Annotated in this window: 16 protein-coding genes; 8 read left to right on the top strand and 8 right to left on the bottom strand. The window is 68.3% G+C overall.

Annotated elements, in window-relative coordinates:
- The first annotated feature begins 7 nt into the window (after nt 1–7).
- The 5 genes from ald to HDA45_RS13675 all read left to right on the top strand — a co-directional run bounded on the left by ald (nt 8) and on the right by HDA45_RS13675 (nt 8,526).
- Entirely contained in the window at nt 8–1,123 is a 1,116-nt protein-coding gene (gene ald / locus HDA45_RS13655; protein ID WP_184895263.1) for an alanine dehydrogenase, read from the top strand.
- Between the two features lie 525 nt (nt 1,124–1,648).
- Nucleotides 1,649–2,833 (top strand): ABC transporter ATP-binding protein, encoded by a 1,185-nt coding sequence (locus HDA45_RS13660; protein WP_184895265.1) that lies wholly within the window; start codon nt 1,649–1,651, stop codon nt 2,831–2,833.
- Complete coding sequence (locus tag HDA45_RS13665; RefSeq protein ID WP_020631309.1) at nt 2,833–3,717, top strand: ABC-2 transporter permease; 885 nt, start codon at nt 2,833–2,835, stop codon at nt 3,715–3,717. The genes HDA45_RS13660 and HDA45_RS13665 overlap by 1 nt, the downstream gene beginning before the upstream one ends.
- 318 nt (nt 3,718–4,035) lie before the next feature.
- Nucleotides 4,036–7,701 carry an ABC transporter transmembrane domain-containing protein gene (locus HDA45_RS13670; RefSeq protein ID WP_184895267.1) on the top strand — a complete coding sequence of 1,222 codons (3,666 nt, stop codon included), beginning with the start codon at nt 4,036–4,038 and terminating at the stop codon, nt 7,699–7,701.
- Nucleotides 7,702–7,956: 255 nt separating this feature from the next.
- Nucleotides 7,957–8,526 carry a DUF4291 domain-containing protein gene (locus tag HDA45_RS13675; protein ID WP_184895269.1) on the top strand — a complete coding sequence of 190 codons (570 nt, stop codon included), beginning with the start codon at nt 7,957–7,959 and terminating at the stop codon, nt 8,524–8,526.
- On the opposite strand, the gene HDA45_RS13680 is transcribed toward HDA45_RS13675, so the two are convergent.
- Nucleotides 8,523–8,789 carry a hypothetical protein gene (locus HDA45_RS13680; protein ID WP_184895271.1) on the bottom strand — a complete coding sequence of 89 codons (267 nt, stop codon included), beginning with the start codon at nt 8,787–8,789 and terminating at the stop codon, nt 8,523–8,525. The genes HDA45_RS13675 and HDA45_RS13680 overlap by 4 nt on opposite strands.
- A 373-nt stretch (nt 8,790–9,162) precedes the next feature.
- Between HDA45_RS13680 and HDA45_RS13685 the strand changes: the two genes are divergently transcribed.
- Complete coding sequence (locus tag HDA45_RS13685; RefSeq protein ID WP_184895273.1) at nt 9,163–12,891, top strand: multifunctional oxoglutarate decarboxylase/oxoglutarate dehydrogenase thiamine pyrophosphate-binding subunit/dihydrolipoyllysine-residue succinyltransferase subunit; 3,729 nt, start codon at nt 9,163–9,165, stop codon at nt 12,889–12,891.
- 78 nt (nt 12,892–12,969) lie between these two features.
- On the opposite strand, the gene HDA45_RS13690 is transcribed toward HDA45_RS13685, so the two are convergent.
- The 3 genes from HDA45_RS13690 to HDA45_RS13700 form a co-directional block, all read right to left on the bottom strand.
- Nucleotides 12,970–13,707: a hypothetical protein gene (locus HDA45_RS13690; protein ID WP_184895275.1), complete on the bottom strand. Its 738-nt coding sequence runs from the start codon at nt 13,705–13,707 to the stop codon at nt 12,970–12,972.
- 70 nt (nt 13,708–13,777) lie between these two features.
- The gene (locus HDA45_RS13695) at nt 13,778–14,812 is read right to left on the bottom strand and encodes an Ig-like domain-containing protein (protein WP_184895276.1); all 1,035 of its coding nucleotides are present in this window, start codon (nt 14,810–14,812) and stop codon (nt 13,778–13,780) included.
- A gap of 447 nt (nt 14,813–15,259) precedes the next feature.
- On the bottom strand, nt 15,260–16,825 hold the full coding sequence (locus HDA45_RS13700; RefSeq protein ID WP_184895278.1) for a S8 family peptidase: 1,566 nt from the start codon (nt 16,823–16,825) through the stop codon (nt 15,260–15,262).
- 392 nt (nt 16,826–17,217) lie between these two features.
- Between HDA45_RS13700 and HDA45_RS13705 the strand changes: the two genes are divergently transcribed.
- Nucleotides 17,218–17,733: a GNAT family N-acetyltransferase gene (locus HDA45_RS13705; protein WP_184895280.1), complete on the top strand. Its 516-nt coding sequence runs from the start codon at nt 17,218–17,220 to the stop codon at nt 17,731–17,733.
- Nucleotides 17,734–17,750: 17 nt separating this feature from the next.
- Here HDA45_RS13705 and HDA45_RS13710 read toward each other — a convergent pair whose 3' ends face one another.
- The 4 genes from HDA45_RS13710 to HDA45_RS13725 are packed head-to-tail and all read right to left on the bottom strand — an operon-like array spanning nt 17,751 to nt 21,104.
- On the bottom strand, nt 17,751–18,650 hold the full coding sequence (locus HDA45_RS13710; protein ID WP_184895282.1) for an ABC transporter substrate-binding protein: 900 nt from the start codon (nt 18,648–18,650) through the stop codon (nt 17,751–17,753).
- Nucleotides 18,647–19,336 carry an ABC transporter permease gene (locus HDA45_RS13715; protein WP_184895284.1) on the bottom strand — a complete coding sequence of 230 codons (690 nt, stop codon included), beginning with the start codon at nt 19,334–19,336 and terminating at the stop codon, nt 18,647–18,649. Before HDA45_RS13715 ends, HDA45_RS13710 begins: the two co-directional genes overlap by 4 nt.
- A complete protein-coding gene (locus HDA45_RS13720) occupies nt 19,333–20,016 on the bottom strand; it encodes an ABC transporter permease (RefSeq protein ID WP_184895286.1) in 684 nt (227 codons plus the stop codon). Before HDA45_RS13720 ends, HDA45_RS13715 begins: the two co-directional genes overlap by 4 nt.
- Nucleotides 20,016–21,104 (bottom strand): ATP-binding cassette domain-containing protein, encoded by a 1,089-nt coding sequence (locus HDA45_RS13725; protein ID WP_184895293.1) that lies wholly within the window; start codon nt 21,102–21,104, stop codon nt 20,016–20,018. Before HDA45_RS13725 ends, HDA45_RS13720 begins: the two co-directional genes overlap by 1 nt.
- A 91-nt stretch (nt 21,105–21,195) precedes the next feature.
- Here HDA45_RS13725 and HDA45_RS13730 point away from each other — a divergent pair, with 91 nt between their 5' ends.
- Nucleotides 21,196–22,599, top strand: coding sequence for a bis-aminopropyl spermidine synthase family protein (locus HDA45_RS13730; protein ID WP_184895295.1), 1,404 nt, complete (start codon nt 21,196–21,198; stop codon nt 22,597–22,599).
- Nucleotides 22,600–22,754 lie beyond the last annotated feature (155 nt).

The raw sequence follows: 22,754 nt of genomic DNA on the forward strand, positions 1-22,754 counted from the left end.
CCTTCCCGTGCGTATCGCCGTCCCCCGTGAAATCAAGAGGCATGAGTACCGCGTGGCGCTCACCCCGGCGGGCGCGCACGAACTGACCGGGCGCGGTCACGACGTCTTCGTCGAAACCGGCGCCGGCCTCGGCTCGTCCATCACCGACGAGGAGTACCTCGCCGCCGGCGCGAAGATCCTCGCGACGGCGGAAGAGACCTGGTCCGAGGGCGAACTCGTGCTCAAGGTCAAGGAGCCGATCGCCGAGGAGTACCCGCGGCTGCGCGGCGACCAGGTGCTGTTCACCTACCTGCACATCGCCGCGGACCGCCCGCTGACCGACGCGCTGCTGGCCGCGGGCACCACCGCGATCGCGTACGAGACGGTGCAGACCCCGAACCGCGCGCTGCCGCTGCTCGCGCCGATGTCCGAGGTCGCCGGACGGCTGGCGCCGCAGGTGGGCGCGTACTCCCTGATGAAGCCGAGCGGTGGCCGCGGCGTGCTGCCCGGCGGCATCCCCGGCGTCCACCCGGCGCGTGTGGTCGTGATCGGCGGCGGTGTCGCCGGTATCAACGCGGCGCGCGTCGCGCTCGGCCTCGGCTCGGACGTCGAGATCCTCGACACCAACGTCGACCGCCTCCGCCAGATCGACAACGACTTCGGCGGCCGCATCCGCACGGTGACCTCGAACGCGCTGTCGGTCGAGCAGTCCGTGCTGGAGGCCGACATGGTCATCGGCGCGGTGCTCGTGCCCGGCGCGAAGGCGCCGAAGCTGGTCTCGAACGACCTCGTTTCGCGGATGCGCCCGGGCAGTGTGCTCGTGGACATCGCGATCGACCAGGGCGGCTGCTTCGCCGACTCGCGGCCGACCACGCACGACGAGCCGACCTACAAGGTCCACGAGTCGGTGTTCTACTGCGTCGCGAACATGCCGGGCGCCGTCCCGCGTACGTCGACCTACGGGCTGACCAACGTCACGCTGCCGTACGCCGTCCAGCTGGCGGAGCACGGCTGGCTCAAGGCGCTGCAGGCCGACGCCTCGCTGGCGAAGGGCCTCAACACGCACGCGGGCGCCCTGACCAACGCCCCGGTCGCGGCCGCGCACGGCCTGCCCGCCACGGATCTGGCCGCCGTCCTGGCCTGACCCCCAAGCCACACTCCCACGCGAGGGACCTTTGCCACCCCAGTGCAAAGGTCCCTCGCTCCTTAAACACTGAAGGCCCCTCGCGAACACGAGGGGCCTTCATGCACTCCGGAGACCCGCGGAACCGAGTCAACCTCGCCAACCGGCGCCGACCGCACCGTGGGGCCTGGGGCTCGGGCCCCAGACATAACGGCGGCCCGCTCAACCAACCTGGGGGTCATTGGGAGCGGGCCGCCTCCTACATCGTAGGTAATAAGTCGCCGTCGCGCTGCATGGGGTTGCCATGTCTTCGTAATTATTTCTTCACGGACCGCCCCCGCAGTCGGTGAACTTCCGCGCTCTGCGCCGCATAACCCGTAGTCAGCGGCCATTCGGCCCAGTTCCGGATGCGCTGAGGGACGGAGTGGTCACCGCACCGAACGTGACGAAGGTCGCTTTCGGCGGATTGACCCCTTCCGCGGGTGCGGACTCACCGGGTGAGGCAGGATGTCGCGTGATCGGCCTTCGTCAACAAAAGGGGACGGTATGCACGACGGCAGTGGCCGCATCGCGGTGCAGAATCTGAGCAAGCAGTTCGGTGCGGTCAACGCGGTCCAGAATCTCAGCTTCACGGTGGAGCCGGGTTCGGTGACCGGGTTCCTGGGACCCAACGGGGCCGGGAAGACCACGACGCTCCGGATGCTGCTCGGGCTGGTGACGCCCACGAACGGCACGGCGACCATCAACGGGCGCCCGCACGACCAGCTGGGGACTCCGGCGAGGGTCGTCGGTTCGGTGCTGGAGAACGAGGGCTTCCACCCGGGACGCACGGCGCGGAACCACCTGCGCGTGTACTCGGCGGCGATCGGGATGCCGGATCAGCGGGTGGACGAGGTGCTGGGCCTGGTCGGCCTGTCCTCGGCGGCGGACCGCAAGGCGGGCGGGTTCTCGCTCGGCATGCGGCAGCGGCTGGCGCTGGCGACGGCGTTGCTGGGGAATCCACAGGTGCTGGTGCTGGACGAGCCCACGAACGGTCTCGACCCCGAAGGCATCCTGTGGCTCCGGAACTTCCTGCGCGCGTATGCGCGTGAGGGGCGCACGGTGCTGGTCTCGAGCCACCTTCTGAACGAGGTGGAGCAGACGATCGACCAGGTCGTCATCATCAGCCAGGGCATGACGCGCTACAACGGCTCGCTGGACCAGTTGCGCAAGAGCAACCAGTCCCGGGTGCTGGTGCAGTCCGCCGACGCGAACGGCCTCGTCGCCGCGCTGCAGGAAGCGGGTATCACGCAGGTCTCGCCGATGCCGGACGGCCGGGTCGCGGTCTCCGGTGCGACGGTGCAGCAGATCGGTGACATCTCCGCCAAGGCGAGCATCGCGGTCTACGGCATGCAGGAGGAGACAGCCGACCTGGAGCGGATGTTCTTCCAGCTGACCCAGGGCCAGTACGCGGCGCCGCCGCCCGGGTTCCAGCAGGGCCCGCCGCCGGGCTACCAGGGGCCGCCTCCTGGTTATCAGGGCCCGCCGCCCGGATATCAGGCGCCGCCTCCCGGCTACGCGCCGCAGAACACGCCGCCGCCCGGTTTCGCGCCGCCGAACACCCCGGCTCCCGGTTTCGCGCCGCCGCAGCAGTACCAGCAGCAGGGTCAGCCGCCGCAGTACCAGCAGGCGCCGCCTCAGCAGCAGGCGCAGCAGCAGGGCCAGAACGAGGGCTGGGGAGGCCAGGGCTGATGGGCAACCTGATCAAGGCGGAGTTCCGCAAGACGCTCACGCTCAAGGCGTGGTGGGCGCTGATGATCCCCGCGGTGGTCTTCGCTTTCGCGTTCGCCCTGTTCTGGGGCATGGTCACCAACGACTTCAGCGACTTCCTCGGCCGCTCCGACACTCGTGAACTGACCGAAGCGCTCGGCATCTCGACCGGTGAACTGCCCGTCGGCCTGCTCGCCCTCGGGCACGGCATCAACATCGGCACGATGATCCCGATCATCTTCGGTGTCTTCGCGCTCGCCGGCGAGTACACGAAGAAGACGATCACCACGACGTTCCTCACCGCCCCGAACCGGGTCTCGGCGTTGAGCGCGAAGATGATCACCTACGTCGCCTGGGGCGCGATCTACGGCGTCATCATCGTGGGCGCGGCGAGCATCGGCACCGTGATCACGGTCGACAGCGAGCGTCTGCCGACGGCGGGCCAGTGGCTGGGCGTGCTCGGCGCGGGTGTCCTCGCGACGATCCTGGCGACCCTGTTCGGTATCGGGGTCGGCGCGGTCTGGCGCAGCGTGATCGGCAGCATCATCACGCTGACCATCTGGATGCTCGTGGTCGAGAACGTCCTGGTGTTCGTGTCCTTCGGGGCCTGGGACATCACGTGGCTGGGCGGGGTCCTGCCGAACGGCACGGTCAACGGCATCGTGGGCGCCATCGGCGCGGAAGCGTTCGGCGCCGCCGGCGTGAAGGTGCCGGGTCTGCAGGACGAGACGGCGTGGGCGCTGCAGTACGCGGCCGGCGCCCCCGGCGCGTTCTCCTGGTGGGCCTCGGCGCTCATCTTCTTCGGCTGGACGATGGTCTTCTTCCTCGCCGGCTGGGCCGTGAACCAGAAGAAGGACATCACTTGATTGATCGCGCGCTGACGTAAACGTGCCGAAGGGGCGTCGGACCGCTTCAACCTGCGGGTTGGGCGGGAAGGCGCCCCTTCATCACGTTTACGTGGGCCTTCGGCCCGAAAGAGGGCGCGCGACGGGTGAAGTCTCCGTCGGGCGCGGGGCGCCCTTGGGGAGACCGTTCGGTGGAGTCGAAGTGGGTCACCTCCCTGTAGGAGGTGGATCACGTCCTGCGGAACGGCCGATCCTGTCGGTGGAGCCGCCTAGGCTGACGGGGTGACTTCTGCTCCACCTCGCCCGCGTCAAGCCAGTCCGGCACGTGAGACGGCCCCGGTGCCCACCGGAGGCTGGATCCGCCGCCTGGCCGCTTCGTGCTGGAAACATCCCTGGCTGGTCGTACTGTCGCTGGGCGCGGCGATCATCGGCGTCGGGCTGCAGGCCGCCGGTCCGCTGCTGATCCGGGAGGCGCTCGACGACGCCGTCGCGGGTGAAACCTCCCGTCTGGGCCTGCTCGCCGCCGTCATGGCGATCCTGCAGGTGCTGACCTTCGGCAACGCCTTCGCCCGCCGGTACGTCGGCGGGCGGCTGGCCCTCGACGTCCAGCACGATCTGCGCCGCCAGGTGTTCAACGCGGTCTCCCGGCTCGACGGCGGCAAACAGGACGCGTTGCGCACCGGGCAGGTCGCCTCGCGCGCGATCTCGGACCTGCAACTGGTCACCTCGGTCCTGATGCAGGTGCCGCTCTCGGCGGGTTCGGTGATCTTCGCGCTGTTGTCCCTCGGCGCGATGCTGTGGATGTCGCCGACGCTGACCCTGATCGCGATGGTGGTCGCCCCGGCGATCGCGATCATCATGGCGGTGAGCCGGAAGCGGCTCTTCCCCGCGACATGGGCGGCCCAGCAGCGCGCGGCCGACGTCGCGCAGCAGGTCGAGGAGACCGTCACCGGCGTACGCGTCGTGAAGGGCTTCGGCCAGGAGGCGCGCGAAGTCGCGAAGCTGGAGAAGACGGCGAAGAAGCTCTTCGCCGAACGCATGCGCGCGGCGCGGCTTTCCTCTTTGCCGACGGCCACGACAGCGGCGCTGCCCGCGGCGGGTCAGGTCGCGGTGCTGGCGGTCGGCGGCGTCCTCGCGTTGAAGGGCGAGGTCAGCCTCGGCACCTTCTTGGCGTTCGCGACGTACCTCTCCATCCTGATCGGCCCGGCGAGGATGATCTCGAGCCTCGTCGTCCAGGCCCAGCTGACCAGGGCGGGCGCGGAAAGGGTCAACGAACTGATCGACGCGCAGCCGGACGTCGTCGACAGCCCGGACGCGCGGCCGCTGCCCGAGGGCCCTCTCGGTGTCCGGCTGGAGGACGTCTCCTTCGGCTACACGCGGTCGGATCCGGTGCTCGACGGTCTCACCCTGGAGGCCCTGCCCGGCGAAACACTCGCGCTGGTCGGCACCGCCGGTTCGGGCAAGTCGACGATCTCCCTGCTGCTGCCCCGTTTCTACGACGTGCACAGCGGTTCGGTCCAGGTCGGCGACCTCGACGTCCGCGACATTCGGCAGCACGACCTGCGCAGCGTGATCGGCGTGGTCTTCGAGGAGGCGTTCCTGTTCTCCTCGTCGGTGCGCGACAACATCGCCTACGGCAGGCCGGACGCGAGCGACGAGGAGATCCGCGCGGCCGCGCGGGCGGCGGAAGCGGACGAGTTCATCCAGCGCCTTCCCGAAGGGTACGAAACGCTCGTCGGCGAGCGCGGCCTCACGTTGTCCGGCGGGCAGCGCCAACGGCTCGGCCTGGCCAGGGCATTGATGACAGACCCGCGCGTGCTGGTCCTCGACGACGCGACGTCCGCCATCGACACGGTCACCGAAGCGGCGATCCACGACACGCTGCGCTCGGTCACCGCGAGCCGCACGACGCTCCTGATCGCGCACCGCCGCTCCACCCTCGCCCTCGCCGACCGGATCGCCGTGCTGGACAAGGGCCGCGTCGTCGACGTCGGCACCGAAGAAGAACTGCTCGCGCGCTGCCCGCTGTTCCGCGAACTCGTCGCGGGCCCGGGCGACGACGTCGAGGAGCCGCATCGCTGTGAGGGTCTCGATTGCGGCCCCGCGGGGATCACGCCCGCCCTGTGGCCGGAGCAGGACAAGGCCGACGAACTGGCGGGCGAGCGGAAGGGCACCGGCGGCGAATGGGACGTCGACCTGCCGCCGAGCGAGGAACTCATCGAAGGCGTCCGGAAACTGCCGCCCGCCACGGATGTCCCCCGGCTGCCGGGCACCGACGTCACCGCTCCCGAACCGAAGTTCCGCCTCGGCCGCCTGCTGAAACCGGTGCGCGGACCGCTCGCCGTGGTGATCGGCCTGGTCGCCGCGGACGCGCTGGCCACCATCGCGATGCCCGCGTTGTACCAGCACGGCATCGACAGCGGGGTGCGCGCCGGAGCGGAGGCGGTGATCTGGCTGACCGCCGCGGTCGGCGCGCTGGTGATCCTCGCGGACTGGCTGGTGGTCTACCTCCAGACCAAGATGACGGCGCGGGTCGGCGAGACGGTGCTGTACTCGCTGCGCGTGCGCAGTTACTCCCACCTGCAGCGGCTCGGGCTCGACTTCTACGAACGCGAGCTGTCCGGGAAGATCATGACCAGGATGACCACGGACGTCGACGCGCTCTCGACGTTCCTGCAGACCGGTGTCGCACAGGCCGTGGTGAGCGCGCTGACACTGGTCGGGATCGCGGCGGCGCTGATGATCACCGACATCGGGCTGGCGACGTACGCGCTCGCGGTGCTGCCGATCCTCATCGTGGCGACGGTGATCTTCCGCCGCGCTTCCTCGAAGGCGTACACCGAAGCCCGGGAACGCGTCAGCGTGGTCAACGCGGACATGCAGGAGAACGTGAACGGGCTGCGGGTCGCGCAGGCGTACACGCGCGAAGAGCGGACGGCGGAGAAGTTCGCTTCCCGCAGCGACGAGTACCGGCGTTCACGGCTTCGCGCCCAGCGCCTTGTCGCGACGTACTTCCCTTTCGCGGCAATGCTTTCCGGTCTGGCCGAGGTGGTCGTGCTGATCGTCGGCGCGAACCGGGTCGCGGCGGGCACGCTGTCGGCCGGTGTGCTGGTGGCGTTCCTGTTGTACCTGGGCCAGTTCTTCTCGCCGATCCAGCAACTGTCCTCGGTGTTCGACGGCTATCAGCAGGCGCGGGTCGGGCTGTCGCGCATCGGCGATCTGCTGCGCACGCCGACTTCCGTTCCGGAGGCGGGGAAACCGGTCGCGGTCCCGGAGCGGCTACGGGGCGAGGTCTCCTTCAAGGACGTCGATTTCGCTTACACGGCAACGGACGAGCCCGCCCTGTCGCAGTTTTCCCTGGAGGTCGCGGCCGGGGAGACCGTCGCCCTGGTCGGGGCGACGGGCGCCGGGAAGTCGACAGCGGTGAAGCTCGTCGCGCGTTTCTACGACGCGACGGGCGGCGTGGTCCGCATCGACGGAACCGACATCCGCGAATACGATCTGGCCGCCCTGCGCACGCGAATGGGCGTGGTACCCCAGGAAGCGCATCTGTTCTCGGGGACGGTCGCGGACAATGTGCGCTACGGCAGGCCTTCCGCGACGGACGCGGAGGTCGAGGAGGCCGTCCGGTCCGTCGGCGCGCTCGACGGTGTCGCCGCGCTCCCCGCCGGTTTCCACCAGCCCGTCGGTGAACGCGGACGGTCGCTTTCGGCCGGGCAGCGGCAACTCGTCGCGCTCGCCCGCGCCGAACTCGTCGACCCGGACGTCCTCCTGCTCGACGAAGCGACCGCGGCGCTGGACCCGTCCACCGAAGCCGCCGTCCTGCGCGCGACCGAACAACTCGCGCGGCGCCGCACGACCTTCGTGGTCGCGCACCGCCTCGCCACCGCCGCCAAAGCGGACCGGATCGTCGTCCTGGATCACGGGCGGATCATCGAGCAGGGCACGCATACGGAACTGGTCGCGGCGAACGGCCACTACGCACGCCTGTGGGCCCTGGGCTGAGTTCTGCTTCCCGGCGAGACACCGCACTCACGTGATCGGAGACGGAACTCGCGTGATCAGGGACCGCACACCCGAGTGCGGCCTCCAGTCACATGAGATCCGCCTCCAATCACGCGAGTCCGGTCCCTGATCACGCGAGTCACGCCTCCCCCGGCCGCGAACCCTCGCGCCGCAATGCCATGAGCCCGGCATGCGCCGCCGGGCGAGACAATTTCGGTCGCGTTCGAACACCACACCTGTCACGCTGAACGGCAAATGAAAGAAGAGATCCCGGCGCGGCAGATCCGCGCCGTGCACACCGAAACCACGATCCGCGTCTATCAGGCGTATTCGCCGGCCATCGCGGACGCCGCGCTGAAGGCGGGCACCTTCGTGCCGCCGTTCAAACGCGAGCGGATGACCTGGATCAAGCCGTCCTTCCTGTGGATGGCGTACCGCTGCGGCTGGGCGGCCAAGCCCGGGCAGGAACGCGTACTCGCCCTCGACATCACTCGCGAGGGCTTCGCGTGGGCACTCGAGCACTCGGCGCTCAGCCACTACGACCGAGACGTCCACCCCGATCGGCAGACGTGGCAGCGAGAGGTCAAGGCCAGTCCGGTCCGCGTCCAGTGGGATCCGGAACGCGGCATCCGCCTCGGCCCGCTCAAGCACCGTTCGCTCCAGATGGGCCTGAGTGGCGAGGCCGTCGATCGCTATGTCGACAAATGGATCACCACGGTCACCGACGTCACCGCGACCATGCGTGAGATCGGGGCTCTCGTCGCGGCGAATCGCATCGACGAGGCCGAAGCGCTGCTACCCGCGGAGCGCCCGTACAGCGCCTAGAGCCGCCACTTGAGGCCGCTCATCCCGGCGACCTCGAGATCCCGCTCCGAGGCCCACCGGAAGGTTCCGGGCCGGACGTGCACCCCGGCCGTCACCGCCCAGTCCGGCTCGTCGGGCTCGACGTGCTCCATCTCCTTGAAGTCGGAGAGCGTCGGCCACACCGCGGAGCACGAGTCGCACATCAGCACGACCTTGCCGGACTCGGTGACCAAGGGGCGCACTCGCCCCTCGTCCCAGAACGACGGACACTCGTCCAGCCACATCGACTGCCACCACCCTCGTGGGCGACCGGCGGCCGGCACGACACCGGCCGCATCCTCCGCTCAGCAAAACCCGCCGACGTGAACTCCAGGCGGTCCGGGCACGACCACTTTACCAACCTTTACCGTCCAATCAGTGATCTGACCTGCACAGACGGTGAAACGACACCAAAGGTCCCCCGCTCCCCCGAACGGCCGCGGCCCGGTCGGCCGAGTGCTTCGGTTTCGATCTCTTGATCGAGACAGTGACCCATCGCCTAGTGCGCCACGCCTCACACAGGCCAGTTCCATCACACGGCCGCCACCGAGGGGGTTAGCCTGGTAGGCGCATCAGCGGTGTTCAAGATCTCGAGACGGATAGAGGCGAGTCCAAGCCGTGTCCAGCAGCAGCCCTGCGTCACAATTCGGCCCCAACGAGTGGGTTGTCGAGGAAATGTACGACCAGTTCCTCGCCGACCCCACCTCAGTCGATGCCGCCTGGCACGACTTCTTCGCGGACTTCAAGCCAACGCAGGCCGCGCAGACGAAGGCTGACGACGCACGTCAGACCTCCGCGGAGACCGCGAAGGAGGGCTCGGGCGCCAACGGCCAGGCCTCCACGCCGTCGCCGCAGACGGTCCGCAACGCCGAGTCCACCGCGAAGCAGACCGCTCCGACGAAGCCGGCCCCGAAGACCGAAGCGAAGCCGGCCGCGAAGCCCGCTCCGAAGGCCGCGGCACCCAAGGCCGCTGAGAAGGCGCCCGCCAAGCCCGCCGAGAAGGACGCCGAGCCGGAGTCGAAGCAGCTCCGCGGCGCCGCGGCGGCGATCGCGAAGAACATGGACGCCTCGCTGTCCGTGCCCACGGCGACGAGTGTGCGCGCGGTCCCGGCGAAGCTGATGGCCGACAACCGCATCGTCATCAACAACCACCTCAAGCGCACGCGTGGCGGCAAGATCTCCTTCACGCACCTCATCGGCTACGCGATGGTCCGTGCGCTGAAGAACTTCCCGAACATGAACCGGCACTACCAGCTGATCGACGGGAAGCCGTTCGCGATCACGCCGGAGCACGTGAACTTCGGTCTCGCGATCGACATGAAGGGCAAGGAAGGCTCCCGCACGCTCGTCGTGGCCTCCATCAAGGCCACCGAGAACATGACCTTCATGCAGTTCTGGCAGGCCTACGAGGAGATCGTCAAGAAGGCCCGCAACGGCAAGCTGACCGCCGACGACTTCGCCGGCACCACGATCTCGCTGACCAACCCCGGCGGCATCGGCACCAACCACTCGGTGCCCCGTCTGCAGGCCGGTCAGGGCGCGATCATCGGCGTCGGCGCCATGCAGTACCCGGCGCACTTCGAGGGCACCAGCGAGAAGGCCCTCGTCGACCTCGGCGTGTCGAAGATCATGACGCTGACCTCGACGTATGACCACCGCATCATCCAGGGCGCGGAGTCGGGCGAGTTCCTCAAGCGGATCCACGAGCTGCTGCTCGGCGAAGACGGCTTCTACGACGACGTCTTCACCAGCCTGCGCCTGCCCTACGAGCCGATCCGCTGGGTCGCCGACATCCCGGACGGCCCGGTCGACAAGACCGCGCGCGTGATCGAGCTGATCGACGCCTTCCGCATGCGCGGTCACCTGATGGCCGACACCGACCCGCTGAACTACCGGCAGCGCAGCCACGCCGACCTCGACGTCCTCTCCCACGGCCTGACCCTGTGGGACCTGGACCGCGAGTTCCCGGTCGGCGGTTTCGCCGGTCAGGAGCGGATGAAGCTGCGGGACATCCTCGGTGTCCTGCGCAACTCGTACTGCCGCACCGTCGGCATCGAGTACACGCACATCCTCGACCCCGAGGAGCGCCGCTGGATCCAGGACCGCGTCGAGATCCCGCACGAGAAGCCGGACCCCGCCGTCCAGAAGTACGTGCTGTCGAAGCTCAACGCCGCCGAGGCGTTCGAGACCTTCCTGCAGACCAAGTACGTCGGCCAGAAGCGCTTCTCGCTCGAAGGCGGCGAGACGGCGATCCCGCTGCTCGACACGCTGCTGGACAAGGCCGCCGAGCACGAGCTCGACGAGGTCGTCATCGGCATGCCGCACCGCGGCCGCCTGAACGTGCTCGCGAACATCGTCGGCAAGCCGATCGCGCAGATCTTCCAGGAGTTCGAGGGCAACCTCGACCCGGGCCAGGCGCACGGTTCCGGTGACGTGAAGTACCACCTCGGCGCCGAGGGCAAGTACTTCCGCATGTTCGGCGACGGCGAGACCAAGGTGTCGCTGACAGCGAACCCGTCGCATCTGGAGACCGTCGACCCGGTCCTCGAGGGCATCGTCCGCGCGAAGCAGGACATCCTCGACAAGGGTGGCGAGGGCTTCACCGTCCTCCCGGTCCTCATGCACGGCGACGCGGCCTTCGCGGGCCAGGGTGTCGTGGCCGAGACGCTGAACCTGGCGCTGCTGCGCGGTTACCGCACCGGCGGCACCGTGCACGTCATCGTCAACAACCAGGTCGGTTTCACCACCGCGCCCGAGCACTCGCGTTCGAGCGAGTACGCCACCGACGTCGCGAAGATGATCGGTTCGCCGATCTTCCACGTGAACGGTGACGACCCCGAAGCCGCGCACTGGGTGGCCAAGCTGGCCGTCGAGTACCGCCAGGCGTTCCACAAGGACGTCGTGATCGACCTGATCTGCTACCGCCGCCGCGGTCACAACGAGGGCGACGACCCTTCGATGACCCAGCCCGCGATGTACGACATCATCGACACGAAGCGTTCGGTCCGGAAGACCTACACCGAATCGCTGATCGGCCGCGGCGACATCTCCGTCGAAGAGGCCGAGGCCGCGTTGCGCGACTTCTCCAGCCAGCTGGAGCACGTGTTCAACGAGGTCCGCGAGCTGGAGAAGCACGCGGCGAAGGCCAGCCCCTCGGTCGAAGAGGAGCAGCAGGTCCCGGCCAAGGTGCCCACGGCGACCACCTCCGAGGTCATCGAGCACATCGGCGACGCGTTCCTCAACGTCCCCGAAGGCTTCACCCCGCACCCGCGGGTCAAGCCGGTCATGGAGCGCCGCCACAAGATGTCCCGCGAAGGCGGCGTCGACTGGGCGTTCGGTGAGCTGCTCGCCTTCGGTTCGCTGGCGATGGAAGGCCGCCTCGTGCGGCTGTCCGGTCAGGACTCCCGCCGCGGCACCTTCACCCAGCGCCACTCGGTGCTGATCGACCGCAAGAACGGCCAGGAGTACTCGCCGCTGGCGAGCCTGGCCGAAGGTCAGGGCCGCGTGATGATCTACGACTCGGCGCTGTCCGAGTACGCGGCTGTCGGCTTCGAGTACGGCTACTCCGTGGCCAACTCCGAAGCGCTGGTCATGTGGGAAGCGCAGTTCGGTGACTTCGTCAACGGCGCGCAGACCGTCATCGACGAGTACATCTCCTCCGGCGAGGCCAAGTGGGGCCAGCTCTCGGACGTCGTGCTGCTGCTGCCGCACGGCCACGAAGGCCAGGGCCCGGACCACACCTCCGGCCGCATCGAGCGCTTCCTCTCGCTGTGCGCCGAAGGCTCGATGACCGTCTCGGTGCCGTCCACCCCGGCGAACTACTTCCACCTCCTCCGCCGTCACGCCCTCGACGGAGTCAACCGCCCGCTGGTGGTCTTCACCCCCAAGTCGATGCTGCGCAACAAGGCCGCCACCTCGGCGGTCGAGGACTTCACCGGCCAGACGAAGTTCATGTCGGTCATCGACGACGCAGTCGTCGACCCGTCGAAGGTGCGCAAGGTCCTGCTGACCTCCGGCAAGCTGTACTGGGAGCTGGTGGCTGAGCGCACGAAGCGCGAGGCGAACGACATCGCGATCGTGCGCGTCGAGCAGTACTACCCGCTGCCGAAGAAGAAGCTGCTCGCGGCGCTCGAGCGCTACAACGGCGCTCCCGCGGTCTGGGTCCAGGAGGAGCCGGAGAACCAGGGTGCGTGGCCGTTCTTCGGCCTGAACCTGCCGCGGAAGCTCCCGGAGGTGTTCTCCAGCCTGGACGTCGTGTCGCGTCGTCCGATGGCCGCGCCGTCGGCCGGTTCGTCCAAGGTGCACGAGGTCGAGCAGAAGGCGCTCATCGCGCGGGCCTTCAGCTGATCGAGCCGAAGGGGCCCTTCACCGCATCTCATGCGGTGAAGGGCCCCTTTGCCGCGTCTTACGCGGGGAAAGCGTCCTTCAGCTCCCGATCGCCTCGGAAGTCGCCTTCGCGACCTTCAGGGCGTTCTCCCGGCACAGCTTCTGGTCGATCGGTTTGCTGGGTTCGGCGCCGCTCACGATGATCTGTGCTTCGACGTTCCCTTGGTAGAACTTGATCGAGCACTGTCCGTCGGACCGGATCTCGTTGTAACCGGCCTTGGTCGCCTTCGCCATGCTGGGGATCACTTCCCCGCCGTCGTCCATGGCGTTGTCGTAACCCGCCTTGGCCCATGCCTCACCGGCGCCCGTGCCCGGTTCCTTCGACTTCGACAGGTACATCGTCACCAAAGCCGACGGAGCACCGGACTCACGCCAGGAGCACGAAGACGCCGTGTAGACGATGTCCTGGGCCGACGTGCTCGCCGGCTCCTCGCCCTTCGGCGTTTCGAGCGGCGGCAGATTCCTCACCCCGTTCCCGATCTTCTGGCATCCGGGCATCGAGGTGTACTTGTCCGGCGGCCCGACCTTCTTGGACGACGTCGGCGCCGCGGTCGAAGACGAACCGGAGTCACCGGAGAGCAGCAGGAAGGCCGCGACCCCGCCACCGCCGAGCAGCACCACCGCGCCGATGGCGATCCCGACGATGAGTCCGGTGTTCGACTTCTTGGGCGGCGGTCCGTAGCCGGGCGGCGGATACCCCGGGTATCCCTGCTGCGGGTAGCCCTGTGGTGGATACGGCTGCTGAGGTCCCTGCTGGTAGGGCGGTCCGGGCTGCATACGCAGAGGATAGAGCGCCGTGACGGTCCTCAGTGGACGAACGTCCGATTCGGCTCACCGCAAGGAGCGGTTAGTTGTGGACGACGACTTTCACCGGGGGTGACCAGGCCGCCCCGTTCGGGCCGGTCGCCAAGGCCGACACCGTGTGTTCACCGTTGGGGATCTTGGTCGTGTCCCAGTCCGTGTTCCAGTCGGGCGGGGTGTTGTCGGTGCCGATGAGGGTCTTCTGGGCGACGTAGAACGCCACCGTGGCGGCGTTCGTGGCCGTCGCGTCCACGCGGACCGTCCTGCTGACCGTGGTTCCCGCCGCCGGGCTGGTGATCGCCGCCGTGACCCCGGTCGGGCAGGCGTTCACCCAGGAACACATGTTGAGCACGATGATTCCCACCGTGGCGCCCAGCCCCGCCAGAAAGGTCTGCAGCATGACCACGACACCCGCAGCCGAAATGACGATCCCTGCCGCCGTCATCAACCCCGCCAAGGCGACGACGGGAGCGGCGGTGGCCGTGATCGACGCGGCGCCGAGACCGAGCAACGCGGCGGCCGCGACGGCGACGATCCAGCAGGTGATCTTGCAGATCCAGCAGGGTGCCGCGGTCTCCGGGCCCGCTCCCGGTGCTTCGGGGTCGGTGAGCGGCGCCAGCGTGTCGTAGATCGTGGCGTACTGCGCCGCCGTCGGCATCGTGGAGAAGAACACGTAGGAACTGGTGTCGGCGTTCTCGATCGAGACCGTCCAGGTGCCCGGCATCGGGGTCTTGATCATGCAGCTTTGGAGCATCGTCGGATCGTTGCCGGAGCACACGACGAACCGGCTGTCGGTCTCACTGGGGCCGACCCGGTCACCGCCGGGGTCGGTCAGGGTGACGTTGACCCCGGTGGGATAACTTCCGCCGTCTGTTGTCACACTTCCCATCAGGAAGGGCACGTCGTGATCGACCACGATCGTCAAGGTCTGGGTGGTGTCCTCGCTCGGAGTACCGCGTAACGCCCGCAGCGGGTGGACCTCTCCGGACTTTTCCGCTCCCCCTCCTCCGCCGGCGGGAATCACGTATCCCGCACAATAACAATTCGGCCCGTCGACCTGGTTCTGCACCAGCACGGCCATTTTTCGCCCTCTCACGCTACCGCCGAAACGCCGGAATGATCGTGCCACCGAACCGGCGATTGCTTGTGCAGCAAGGAAACCAGCAGCATCGCGATCGCGTTCGGCCACGGAATGCGGGATCTTTTCCGTCGATCGCGCGGACCGGATACCCGGCCATTCACCCGAGGCGTACGCGCCGACTCCGAGAAGCATCCACCCGGCGGCCCCGCATTCCCAGGTTTGTTCCGCGATGTCAGTCTTCCGGGATTCGCAGTCACCCGTCCGGCAGCCGATCCCGTTACCGCACGGAGACCTGGGAAATGCCGGATTCCCCTTCACCGCAACGGGTTTCGGATCCGGCTGAAAACTGACGAACATTTGACAAATCCGCAGATCAGCCGCGCACGAATACGTCAAGACCCCCTTCCCAGCAGGAGGAAGGGGGCCTTCACGCACTCCAAGGGTGGATCAGAGGGTCAGCGACCAGCTGTTCAGCGAGCCGGTGTCGACCCGGTACACGTCCTGCACCTTCAGCTTCCAGGCGCCGTTCGCGGCCTCGGCCGCGGCGTTGACGGTGTACGTGGTGTTGATGTTGTCGGACGAGTCGTTGCTCGAACCCTTCAGGCGGTACGAGCTGCCGTCCGGCGCGACCAGGTCGATGACCAGGTCACCGACGTAGGTGTGCGTGATGTTCACCGCGACCTTGGTGGTGGCCGAGGCGTTGCGGGCGCAGTTCGCGACGGTGACCGTGCTGGTCACCGCGGCACCGGCGTCGGGGATGGCGACGACGCCGCTGTTGGTCTGCGTGCCGCACGGCGTCGGCTCGGGGCCGGGGCCACCGCCGGAACCGGTGTTGAGCAGCACGTTCGGCGAGCCGGAGCCCGGGCTGGTCACCTTGCCCTTGACGCCGGCGTTGACCAGCGCGTCACGGACCTGGGCGGGCGTGGCCGTCGGGTTGGCCGAGGCGTAGAGAGCCGCCGCGCCGACGACGTGCGGGGTCGCCATCGAGGTACCGCTGATGGTGTTGGTGCCGTTGTTCAGCCACGTCGACGTGATGCCGCTGCCCGGCGCGAAGATGTCGAGGCAGGTGCCGATGTTGGAGAAGTCGGACTTGGCGTCGGTGTTGGTGGTCGAGCCGACGGTGATCGCCTCGGGCGTGCGGGCCGGGGAGGTGTTGCACGCGTTCTGGCCATAGTCGTTGCCGGCCGCGACACCGTAGGTGACACCCGCGGCGATCGACCGCTGGACGGCCTGGTCGAGGGTCGCCGAAGCGCCGCCACCGAGGCTCATGTTCGCGACGGCGGGCTTGACGGCGTTCGCGGTCACCCAGTCGACACCGGCGATGACGCCGGCGGTCGTCCCGGAACCGGAGCAGTTCAGCACGCGGACGGCGACGAGCTTGACGCCCTTGGCCAGACCGTGCGCGGTACCGCCGATGGTGCCGGCGACGTGGGTGCCGTGACCCTGGCAGTCCGTGGCGTCGTTGTCGTTGTCGACGGTGTCCCGGCCGTGGGTCGCGCGCCCGCCGAAGTCGGGGTGCGTGGTCAGGATGCCGGTGTCGACGACGTACGCGGTGACGTTCGACGCCGTGGTGCTGTAGCTGTACTTCTGGTCCAGCGGAAGGCTTTGCTGGTCGACCCGGTCGAGGCCCCAAGACGGCGGGTTCAGCTGGTCCGTCGAGATCGAGACGGTCTGGTTCTGCTCCACGTAGGCCACCGCGGGGTCGGCGGCGACGCGCTTCGCCTGCTTTTCGGTCAGTGCGCCGGAGAAGCCTCGGACCGACGAGGCGAAGGTCTTCTCGACCGTGCCGCCGTGGCGTTGGGTCACGCTCTTCGCGGTGGCTTCGACCGACGAGCCGTCCTTCAGCACGACGATGTAGCTGTCCTTGATCGCCTTGGCGCTGCCCGCGTTGACGATCGAGCCCTCCGCCGCGGACGCGACGGTGGCGCCGCCGAGCGCGGTCAGCACGGCGACGGCCGCGGTGACACCGAAGACCGGCAGACGTCTCTTCAAGGATCCCAGGGAATTGTTCAAGATATTCCTCCCAGGCAGGGTCGACCCACGGGCATGAATAAGCCCGCCGGATCGTTGGGGTGAATCAGAGGTGAAGCGCGTTCCACTTAGGAGCGCAGGCTGAGACTAAGTCGCGGATTCACCCCAAGGAAGACCTTGCATTACGGACATCTCGGTAGTAATGGGCGTTCGTCCGGTGCAGGTGGGCACCGTTCAGCCCCCGCCTTTAGTCGCGTTTTGCGCCCGTACGGCCCACGAAGAATTGGGAATCCGCACATCCCGTGGTCGCTTTCCCGCCCACCGTTCGTTTCATCGGTCTGGAAGTACACACGGATGGCCGCCTACTAAAGTCGCGACCTCCCCGGGCGGAAAACGATTTCCATCCTACCTTCGGATGGAGCACACTCGGGCCCATGCAGCTCCGACAGGAAACCCCGGCCGACCGCGAGGCGATCCACGCCGTCCACCTGGCCGCGTTCGCGAAACACAGTGTCCCGGTGGTCGAGGCGAAACTCGTCGACGAACTCCGGGAGGACGGCGATCTGATCGGCGCACTGTCCATCGTGGCCGAACGCGACGGGAAGATCGTCGGGCACGTCTGTTGCAGCCCGTCCCGGCTCGGCTCCGACGAGAAGTCGACGGTCGGTCTCGGCCCGCTCGGCGTCTTGCCCGAGTACCACGCCTCCGGCATCGGCTCCGCGCTCGTGCACGCGGTGCTCGGCGCGGCGGACGCGCTCGGCTACGGCGCGGTGATCCTGCTCGGCGACCCGAACTACTACTCCCGCTTCGGCTTCGTGCTCGCCGGGCAGTACGGCATCGAGCCGCCGGTCGCGGAATGGGCGCCACATTTCCAGGTCCGCACCCTGCGCGCGTACACCCCGGAGCTCCGGGGCGAGTTCCGCTACTCGCCCGCCTTCGACCGCCTCTGAGGCGTGTTTCCCAAGCCTTAGCCCGGGGCCAGCAGGTTGTTCCGGCGCAGGAACTCCTCGGCGACGTCGAGCGGGTTGCGCTTCTCCTCGCTGAACTGGACGTTCAACTCGGTCAGCTGATCGGTCGTGAGCGCCGCCGAAACCCGGTTCAGCGCGTCGACCTCCTTCGGTGACAAAGTCCCCTTCGCGACGAGAGGGACGATGTTCTGCGCGGGGAACATGTTCTTGTCGTCCACCAGCGGCACGAACCCGTTCGCGGTGATCGACGACGACGTGCTGAACAGGTCGGCGACCTGGACGTCGCCGGACTTGAGCGCGGCGACCGTGACCGGTCCGCCGGTGTCGGTCGTGCGGATCTCGGCGAACTCACAGCCGTAGAGCGCCTTGATCTTGTCCTTCCACCGGCTGCTCCACGGGCCGGGACCACCGAACACGAATTCCTTGCAGCGCTTGCCGAGATCGGAGAAGGTCCGGATCCCGGAATCGGCGAGTTCCTTGCGCACCACCAGAAGATCCTTGTCCTCGGCGGGCGCCTGTTCGAGCACCTCGAATCCGGACGGCAGCTTCTGCTTCAACTGCGCGTAGACCTCCTGCGGGGTGGTCGCCTGCGTCTCCTTGTCGAAGTAGCGCAACAGGTTCCCACTGTAGTCCGGCACCAGCGAAAGCGACTTGTCCTGCAGTGCCTTGACGACGACCTCGCGGCTGCCGACCGGCGGGCGCACGGTCACGTTCTCCGCACCCGCGTTGCGCAGCGCGCCGGCGTAGATCTGCGCCAGCAGAAGGGTTTCCCCCACGTCCGACGCGCCGATGATGATGTCGCCGGTCGTCCCGCCCTCGGCGCCCCCCGCGAGCGGATTGCCGCAGCCCGCCGCCAGCAGGGCGATCCCGGCGAGCAGCGCCGTCACCGTCCGCTTCATACCTTCGCCTTCTTCCCGCTCGCGGCCTGCGCCAGCCGAACTCCCTTGGGCACCAGCGCCCGCTGGACACCCGCCAGGACGAGATCCAGCAGGATGGCGAGCGCCGTCGTCAGGAGCGCGCCCGCGACCACCTGCGGATAGTCCAAAATGGCCAGTCCGTCGAGCAGGAACCGGCCGAGTCCGCCGAGCCCGACATAGGCGGCGACGGCGGCCGTCGCCACCAGCTGCAGCACCGAGTTCCGCACCCCGCCGAGCACCAGCGGCAGCGAAATGGGCACCTCGACCTTCCACAACCGTTGCCAGCCGGTCATTCCGATGCCCTGCGCCGCGTCGACCACGCCGTGATCGGTCGCTTGCAGACCCGCGTAGGTCCCGGCGAGGATCGGCGGGATGGCGAGCACCACGAGCCCGATGATCGTCGAGATCTCGCTCTCGGTGAAGAGCAGGAACAGGAAGGTCACCAGCCCCAGCGTCGGCAGCGCGCGGATCGCGTTGCCACCGCTCACCAGCAGCACCGCGCCGCGGCCGGTGTGCCCGACGTAGAGCCCGAGCGGGATCGCGACGATCAGCGCGAAGACGAGTGCCAGCACCGTGTAGCCGAGATGCTCCAGCAGCCGGTTGAGAACGCCGTCCGTGCCCTGCCAATGCGCCGGGTCGCCGAACCAGTTCAGGACGTCGTCGATCATTTCGCCCCCGCTGCGGTCGCCACCCGGTCCCAGGGTGTGAGGAGATTACGGAGCCGGACCAGCACCAGGTCGACGATCAGCGCGAGCAGCAGCGTCGCGACGATCCCGACGACGATCGGCGAGAAGTACTCGCGCTGGAAGCCGTCGGTGAACAGCACGCCGAGCCCGCCGGTGCCGATCAGCGCGCCGACGCTGACCAGGCTGATGTTGCTGACCGAGGCCACCCGGACGCCCGCCGCGAGCACCGGCACCGAAAGCGGCAGCTCCACGGCGAGGAAGCGCCGCGCGGGTTTGTAGCCGACAGCCGTGGCCGCGGCGACCACATGCGGCGGCACGGCGTCGAGCGCGTCCAGCACCGGGCGCACCAGCAGGGCGGCGGTGTAGACGGTGAGCGCGACGATGACATTGACGCTGTCGAGGATCTTCGAGCCGATGATGCCCGGGATCACCACGAACAACGCGAGCGACGGGATCGTGTACAGCAGGTTCGACACCACCAGCAGCACGGAACGCGCGGCGGCGAAGCGGTGGCCGAGCCAGCCGGCCAGCACCGCGATCACCAGCCCCAGCACCAGCGGGACCAGCGAGAGGTAGATGTGGTCGAGCAGGTCGCCGAGGAACTGCGAGCGGTTGTTGGGGCTGGCGAGGTAGCGCCCGAGCTCCGCGAAGAAGTCCCCCATCAGGAACCCAGTGGCAGCGCTTCGATCACCTCGAGGACTTGCCTGGCTCTGACCACGCCGAGGACCTTGTGGTCGGCGTCGACGACGACACCGAGGCTCGCGGGCGACGAAAGCGCCGCGTCGAGCGCGCCGCGGATCGGCGAACCCTGGACGTACAGCGATCCGCCCGCGACGAGATCGGTCTCGGCGAGCTCTCCGTCCACAGTGGACCCGGGACGGAGCCAGCCGCGCGGCTGACCGTCGGCGTTGACCGCGACCAGCCATTCGTCGGACGGCTCCGGGACCGGCTTGCCGACCTCGACGCGCTTGATCTCTTCGACGACGATCCCGTCCGCCGAAAGAAAGGAAAGCCCGCGATAGCCGCGATCCTTGCCCACGAAAGACGCCACGAAGTCGTCGACGGGATGGCGCAGCACATCCGAGGGCGTACCGTATTGCGCGAGCACGCCGCCGACGCGGAGCACGGCGATCTTGTCCCCGAGCCGCACGGCCTCGTCGATGTCGTGGGTGACGAACACGATCGTCTTCCCCAGCTGCGACTGCAGGCGCAGCAGTTCGTCCTGCAGTTCCTCGCGGACGATCGGGTCGACGGCGGAGAACGGCTCGTCCATCAGCAGCACCGGCGAGTCCGCCGCGAGCGCCCTGGCGACGCCGACACGCTGCTGCTGGCCGCCGGAAAGCTGGGCGGGGTACCGCTTGCCGAGTTCCGCGGGCAGGCCGACGGTTTCGAGCAGTTCGGCCGCGCGCTTACGTGCCTTGCCCTTGTCCCAGCCGGACAGCAACGGCACCGTCGCGACGTTGTCGAGGACCGTCCTGTGTGGAAAGAGGCCCGCGTGCTGGATGACGTAACCGATGCCGCGGCGCAGCAGCGCCGGGTCGCCGTCGCTGACGTCCTTGCCGTCGAGCAGCACGGAGCCCGCCGTCGGCTCGACCATGCGGTTGATCATCCGGAGCGACGTGGTCTTGCCGCAACCGGACGGCCCGACGAAGACGGTGATGGTGCCGTCCTCCACGGTGAGGTTCAGGTCGTCGACCGCGACCGTCCCGTCCGGATACCGCTTGGTCACGCCACGGAACTCGATAGTCACGTGTCTCTCCCCATGTCTGGTCGAAAAACCGTAGCCCACATCGGCCCTGTTGGCACGGTGTCTCAGGGAACGGGTCACTAGGCTGCAGGCCGTGAGTCCTTCCGTCGATGACGTCCTCGCGGCGCACGGTGTCCACGTGCGACCGCTCCATCAGGTGATTTCCCTGCTCCGGACGGATTGGCGTGACCTCGGCGAGCTGATCCGGATCAGCACCGCGCCGCGCCGGAGTGTCGAAGACGTCCTGAGCGCGCTCGACGACGACCTCGAGCGGAACGGATCCCGGCTCCGGCTGGCCCCCGACGCCCGCGAGAAGTACGCGCGCTTCGGGGCTCAGGACCGGAAAACCGATCCCGACCTGCTGAAGACCATCACCAGCTATGTCGAGAACGTTCCCGCGCCGCTGGCCGCGCTCGACCACGTGCAGGCGACTCCGGAGACCGTGCTGAACCGCGCGCTGTGGCTGGACGAGCGCTACGACCTCGACACGGCGAAGCTGCTGTTCCTCGGCGACCACGACCTCACTTCACTGGCCGTCCGCGCGTTGCGGCCCGACGCGGACCTCACCGTCGTCGATCTCGACGATCGCGTGCTGGCCTATATCGACGAGCTCAGCGAGCGGTCCATCCGCACCCTGCACACGGATCTGCGCGTCGGGCTGCCACCCACCGTGGCCGGGCGGATGGATCTCGTGTTCAGTGATCCGCCTTACACGCCCGAGGGAATGGGCTTGTTCGCGGCGCGCGGGGTCCAGGCGCTGAGCGAACCTTCGGACGGACGTCTGCTGCTCGCCTACGGCTACAGCCCCCGCCACCCCGCCTTGGGCGCGCAGGTGCAGCGCGCGCTCGCGACGCTCGGGCTGACCTTCGAAGCGATCCTGCCGGACTTCAACCGGTACTTCGGCGCGCAGGCGATCGGAAGCGCGGCGGACCTCTACGTCTGCCAGCCGACCGCGAAGTCGAAGAAGAACCGCGGCGGCAAAGGGAAGGCCGCGATCTACACGCACGGGCCGCAGTCGGTGGAGTCCGCGGGCGCGGCCAAGCCGTCGCTGCTGGACAAGCTGCACGAAATCGCCACCGAGGGCGGGCTGGCGCTGGAGTCGCGGCCGGTCGACTGGTCCGTTTCCGGTCCGGAAGGCGACGCCGTCGCGATGGACCTTTCGGCCGACCCCGGCCCGTGGCTGCTGCGGACCCTGCTGGGCACCAACGCGCGACGGCTGGCACTGCTGGTCCCGAACTCGCATCCCGACCTGACGAACGCCGAGGCGCAGGGCGCGCTCAACCGGCTGGTCGGGGCGAAGTACAAGCTGCGGTTGCTGCGGAGCACCCCGGACAACCGGCACGCCGTCGTCGTCGCGGACGCCGTCGAGCACCAGGAAGAGCTGCTGACCCGTGCGCACGCGCGGCTGGCGAACGTCTCGCTGGACCTGCCGTCCGACCTGACGGACGCGCGGCTGATCGACCTGCCGCGGCACCGGCTGACGGAACTGCTCGGCTAAGTCTCGTGAGTGTCGCCTTCGGGATGTCGCGAAAGCCACTTTCGCGACATCCAGTGTCCCGAAAGTGGCTTTCGCGACATCTCCCGGCGAGGCCGGTCGTCCGGCGGGCGACGACCGCCAGCGCCTGCCATCACCGGGCCGTGAAGGCCTCCTTC

The sequence above is a fragment of the Amycolatopsis umgeniensis genome (assembly GCF_014205155.1).
GTDB classification, from domain to species: Bacteria; Actinomycetota; Actinomycetes; order Mycobacteriales; family Pseudonocardiaceae; genus Amycolatopsis; species Amycolatopsis umgeniensis.

Coding starts and splice junctions, on each gene's coding strand:
- HDA45_RS13660 (WP_184895265.1), top strand. CDS start 1,649: ATGCACGACGGCAGTGGCCGCATCGCGGTGCAGAATCTGAGCAAGCAG.
- HDA45_RS13720 (WP_184895286.1), bottom strand. CDS start 20,016: ATGGGGGACTTCTTCGCGGAGCTCGGGCGCTACCTCGCCAGCCCCAAC.
- HDA45_RS13680 (WP_184895271.1), bottom strand. CDS start 8,789: ATGTGGCTGGACGAGTGTCCGTCGTTCTGGGACGAGGGGCGAGTGCGC.
- HDA45_RS13690 (WP_184895275.1), bottom strand. CDS start 13,707: ATGCAGCCCGGACCGCCCTACCAGCAGGGACCTCAGCAGCCGTATCCA.
- HDA45_RS13675 (WP_184895269.1), top strand. CDS start 7,957: ATGAAAGAAGAGATCCCGGCGCGGCAGATCCGCGCCGTGCACACCGAA.
- HDA45_RS13695 (WP_184895276.1), bottom strand. CDS start 14,812: ATGGCCGTGCTGGTGCAGAACCAGGTCGACGGGCCGAATTGTTATTGT.
- HDA45_RS13705 (WP_184895280.1), top strand. CDS start 17,218: ATGCAGCTCCGACAGGAAACCCCGGCCGACCGCGAGGCGATCCACGCC.
- HDA45_RS13710 (WP_184895282.1), bottom strand. CDS start 18,650: ATGAAGCGGACGGTGACGGCGCTGCTCGCCGGGATCGCCCTGCTGGCG.
- HDA45_RS13665 (WP_020631309.1), top strand. CDS start 2,833: ATGGGCAACCTGATCAAGGCGGAGTTCCGCAAGACGCTCACGCTCAAG.
- HDA45_RS13715 (WP_184895284.1), bottom strand. CDS start 19,336: ATGATCGACGACGTCCTGAACTGGTTCGGCGACCCGGCGCATTGGCAG.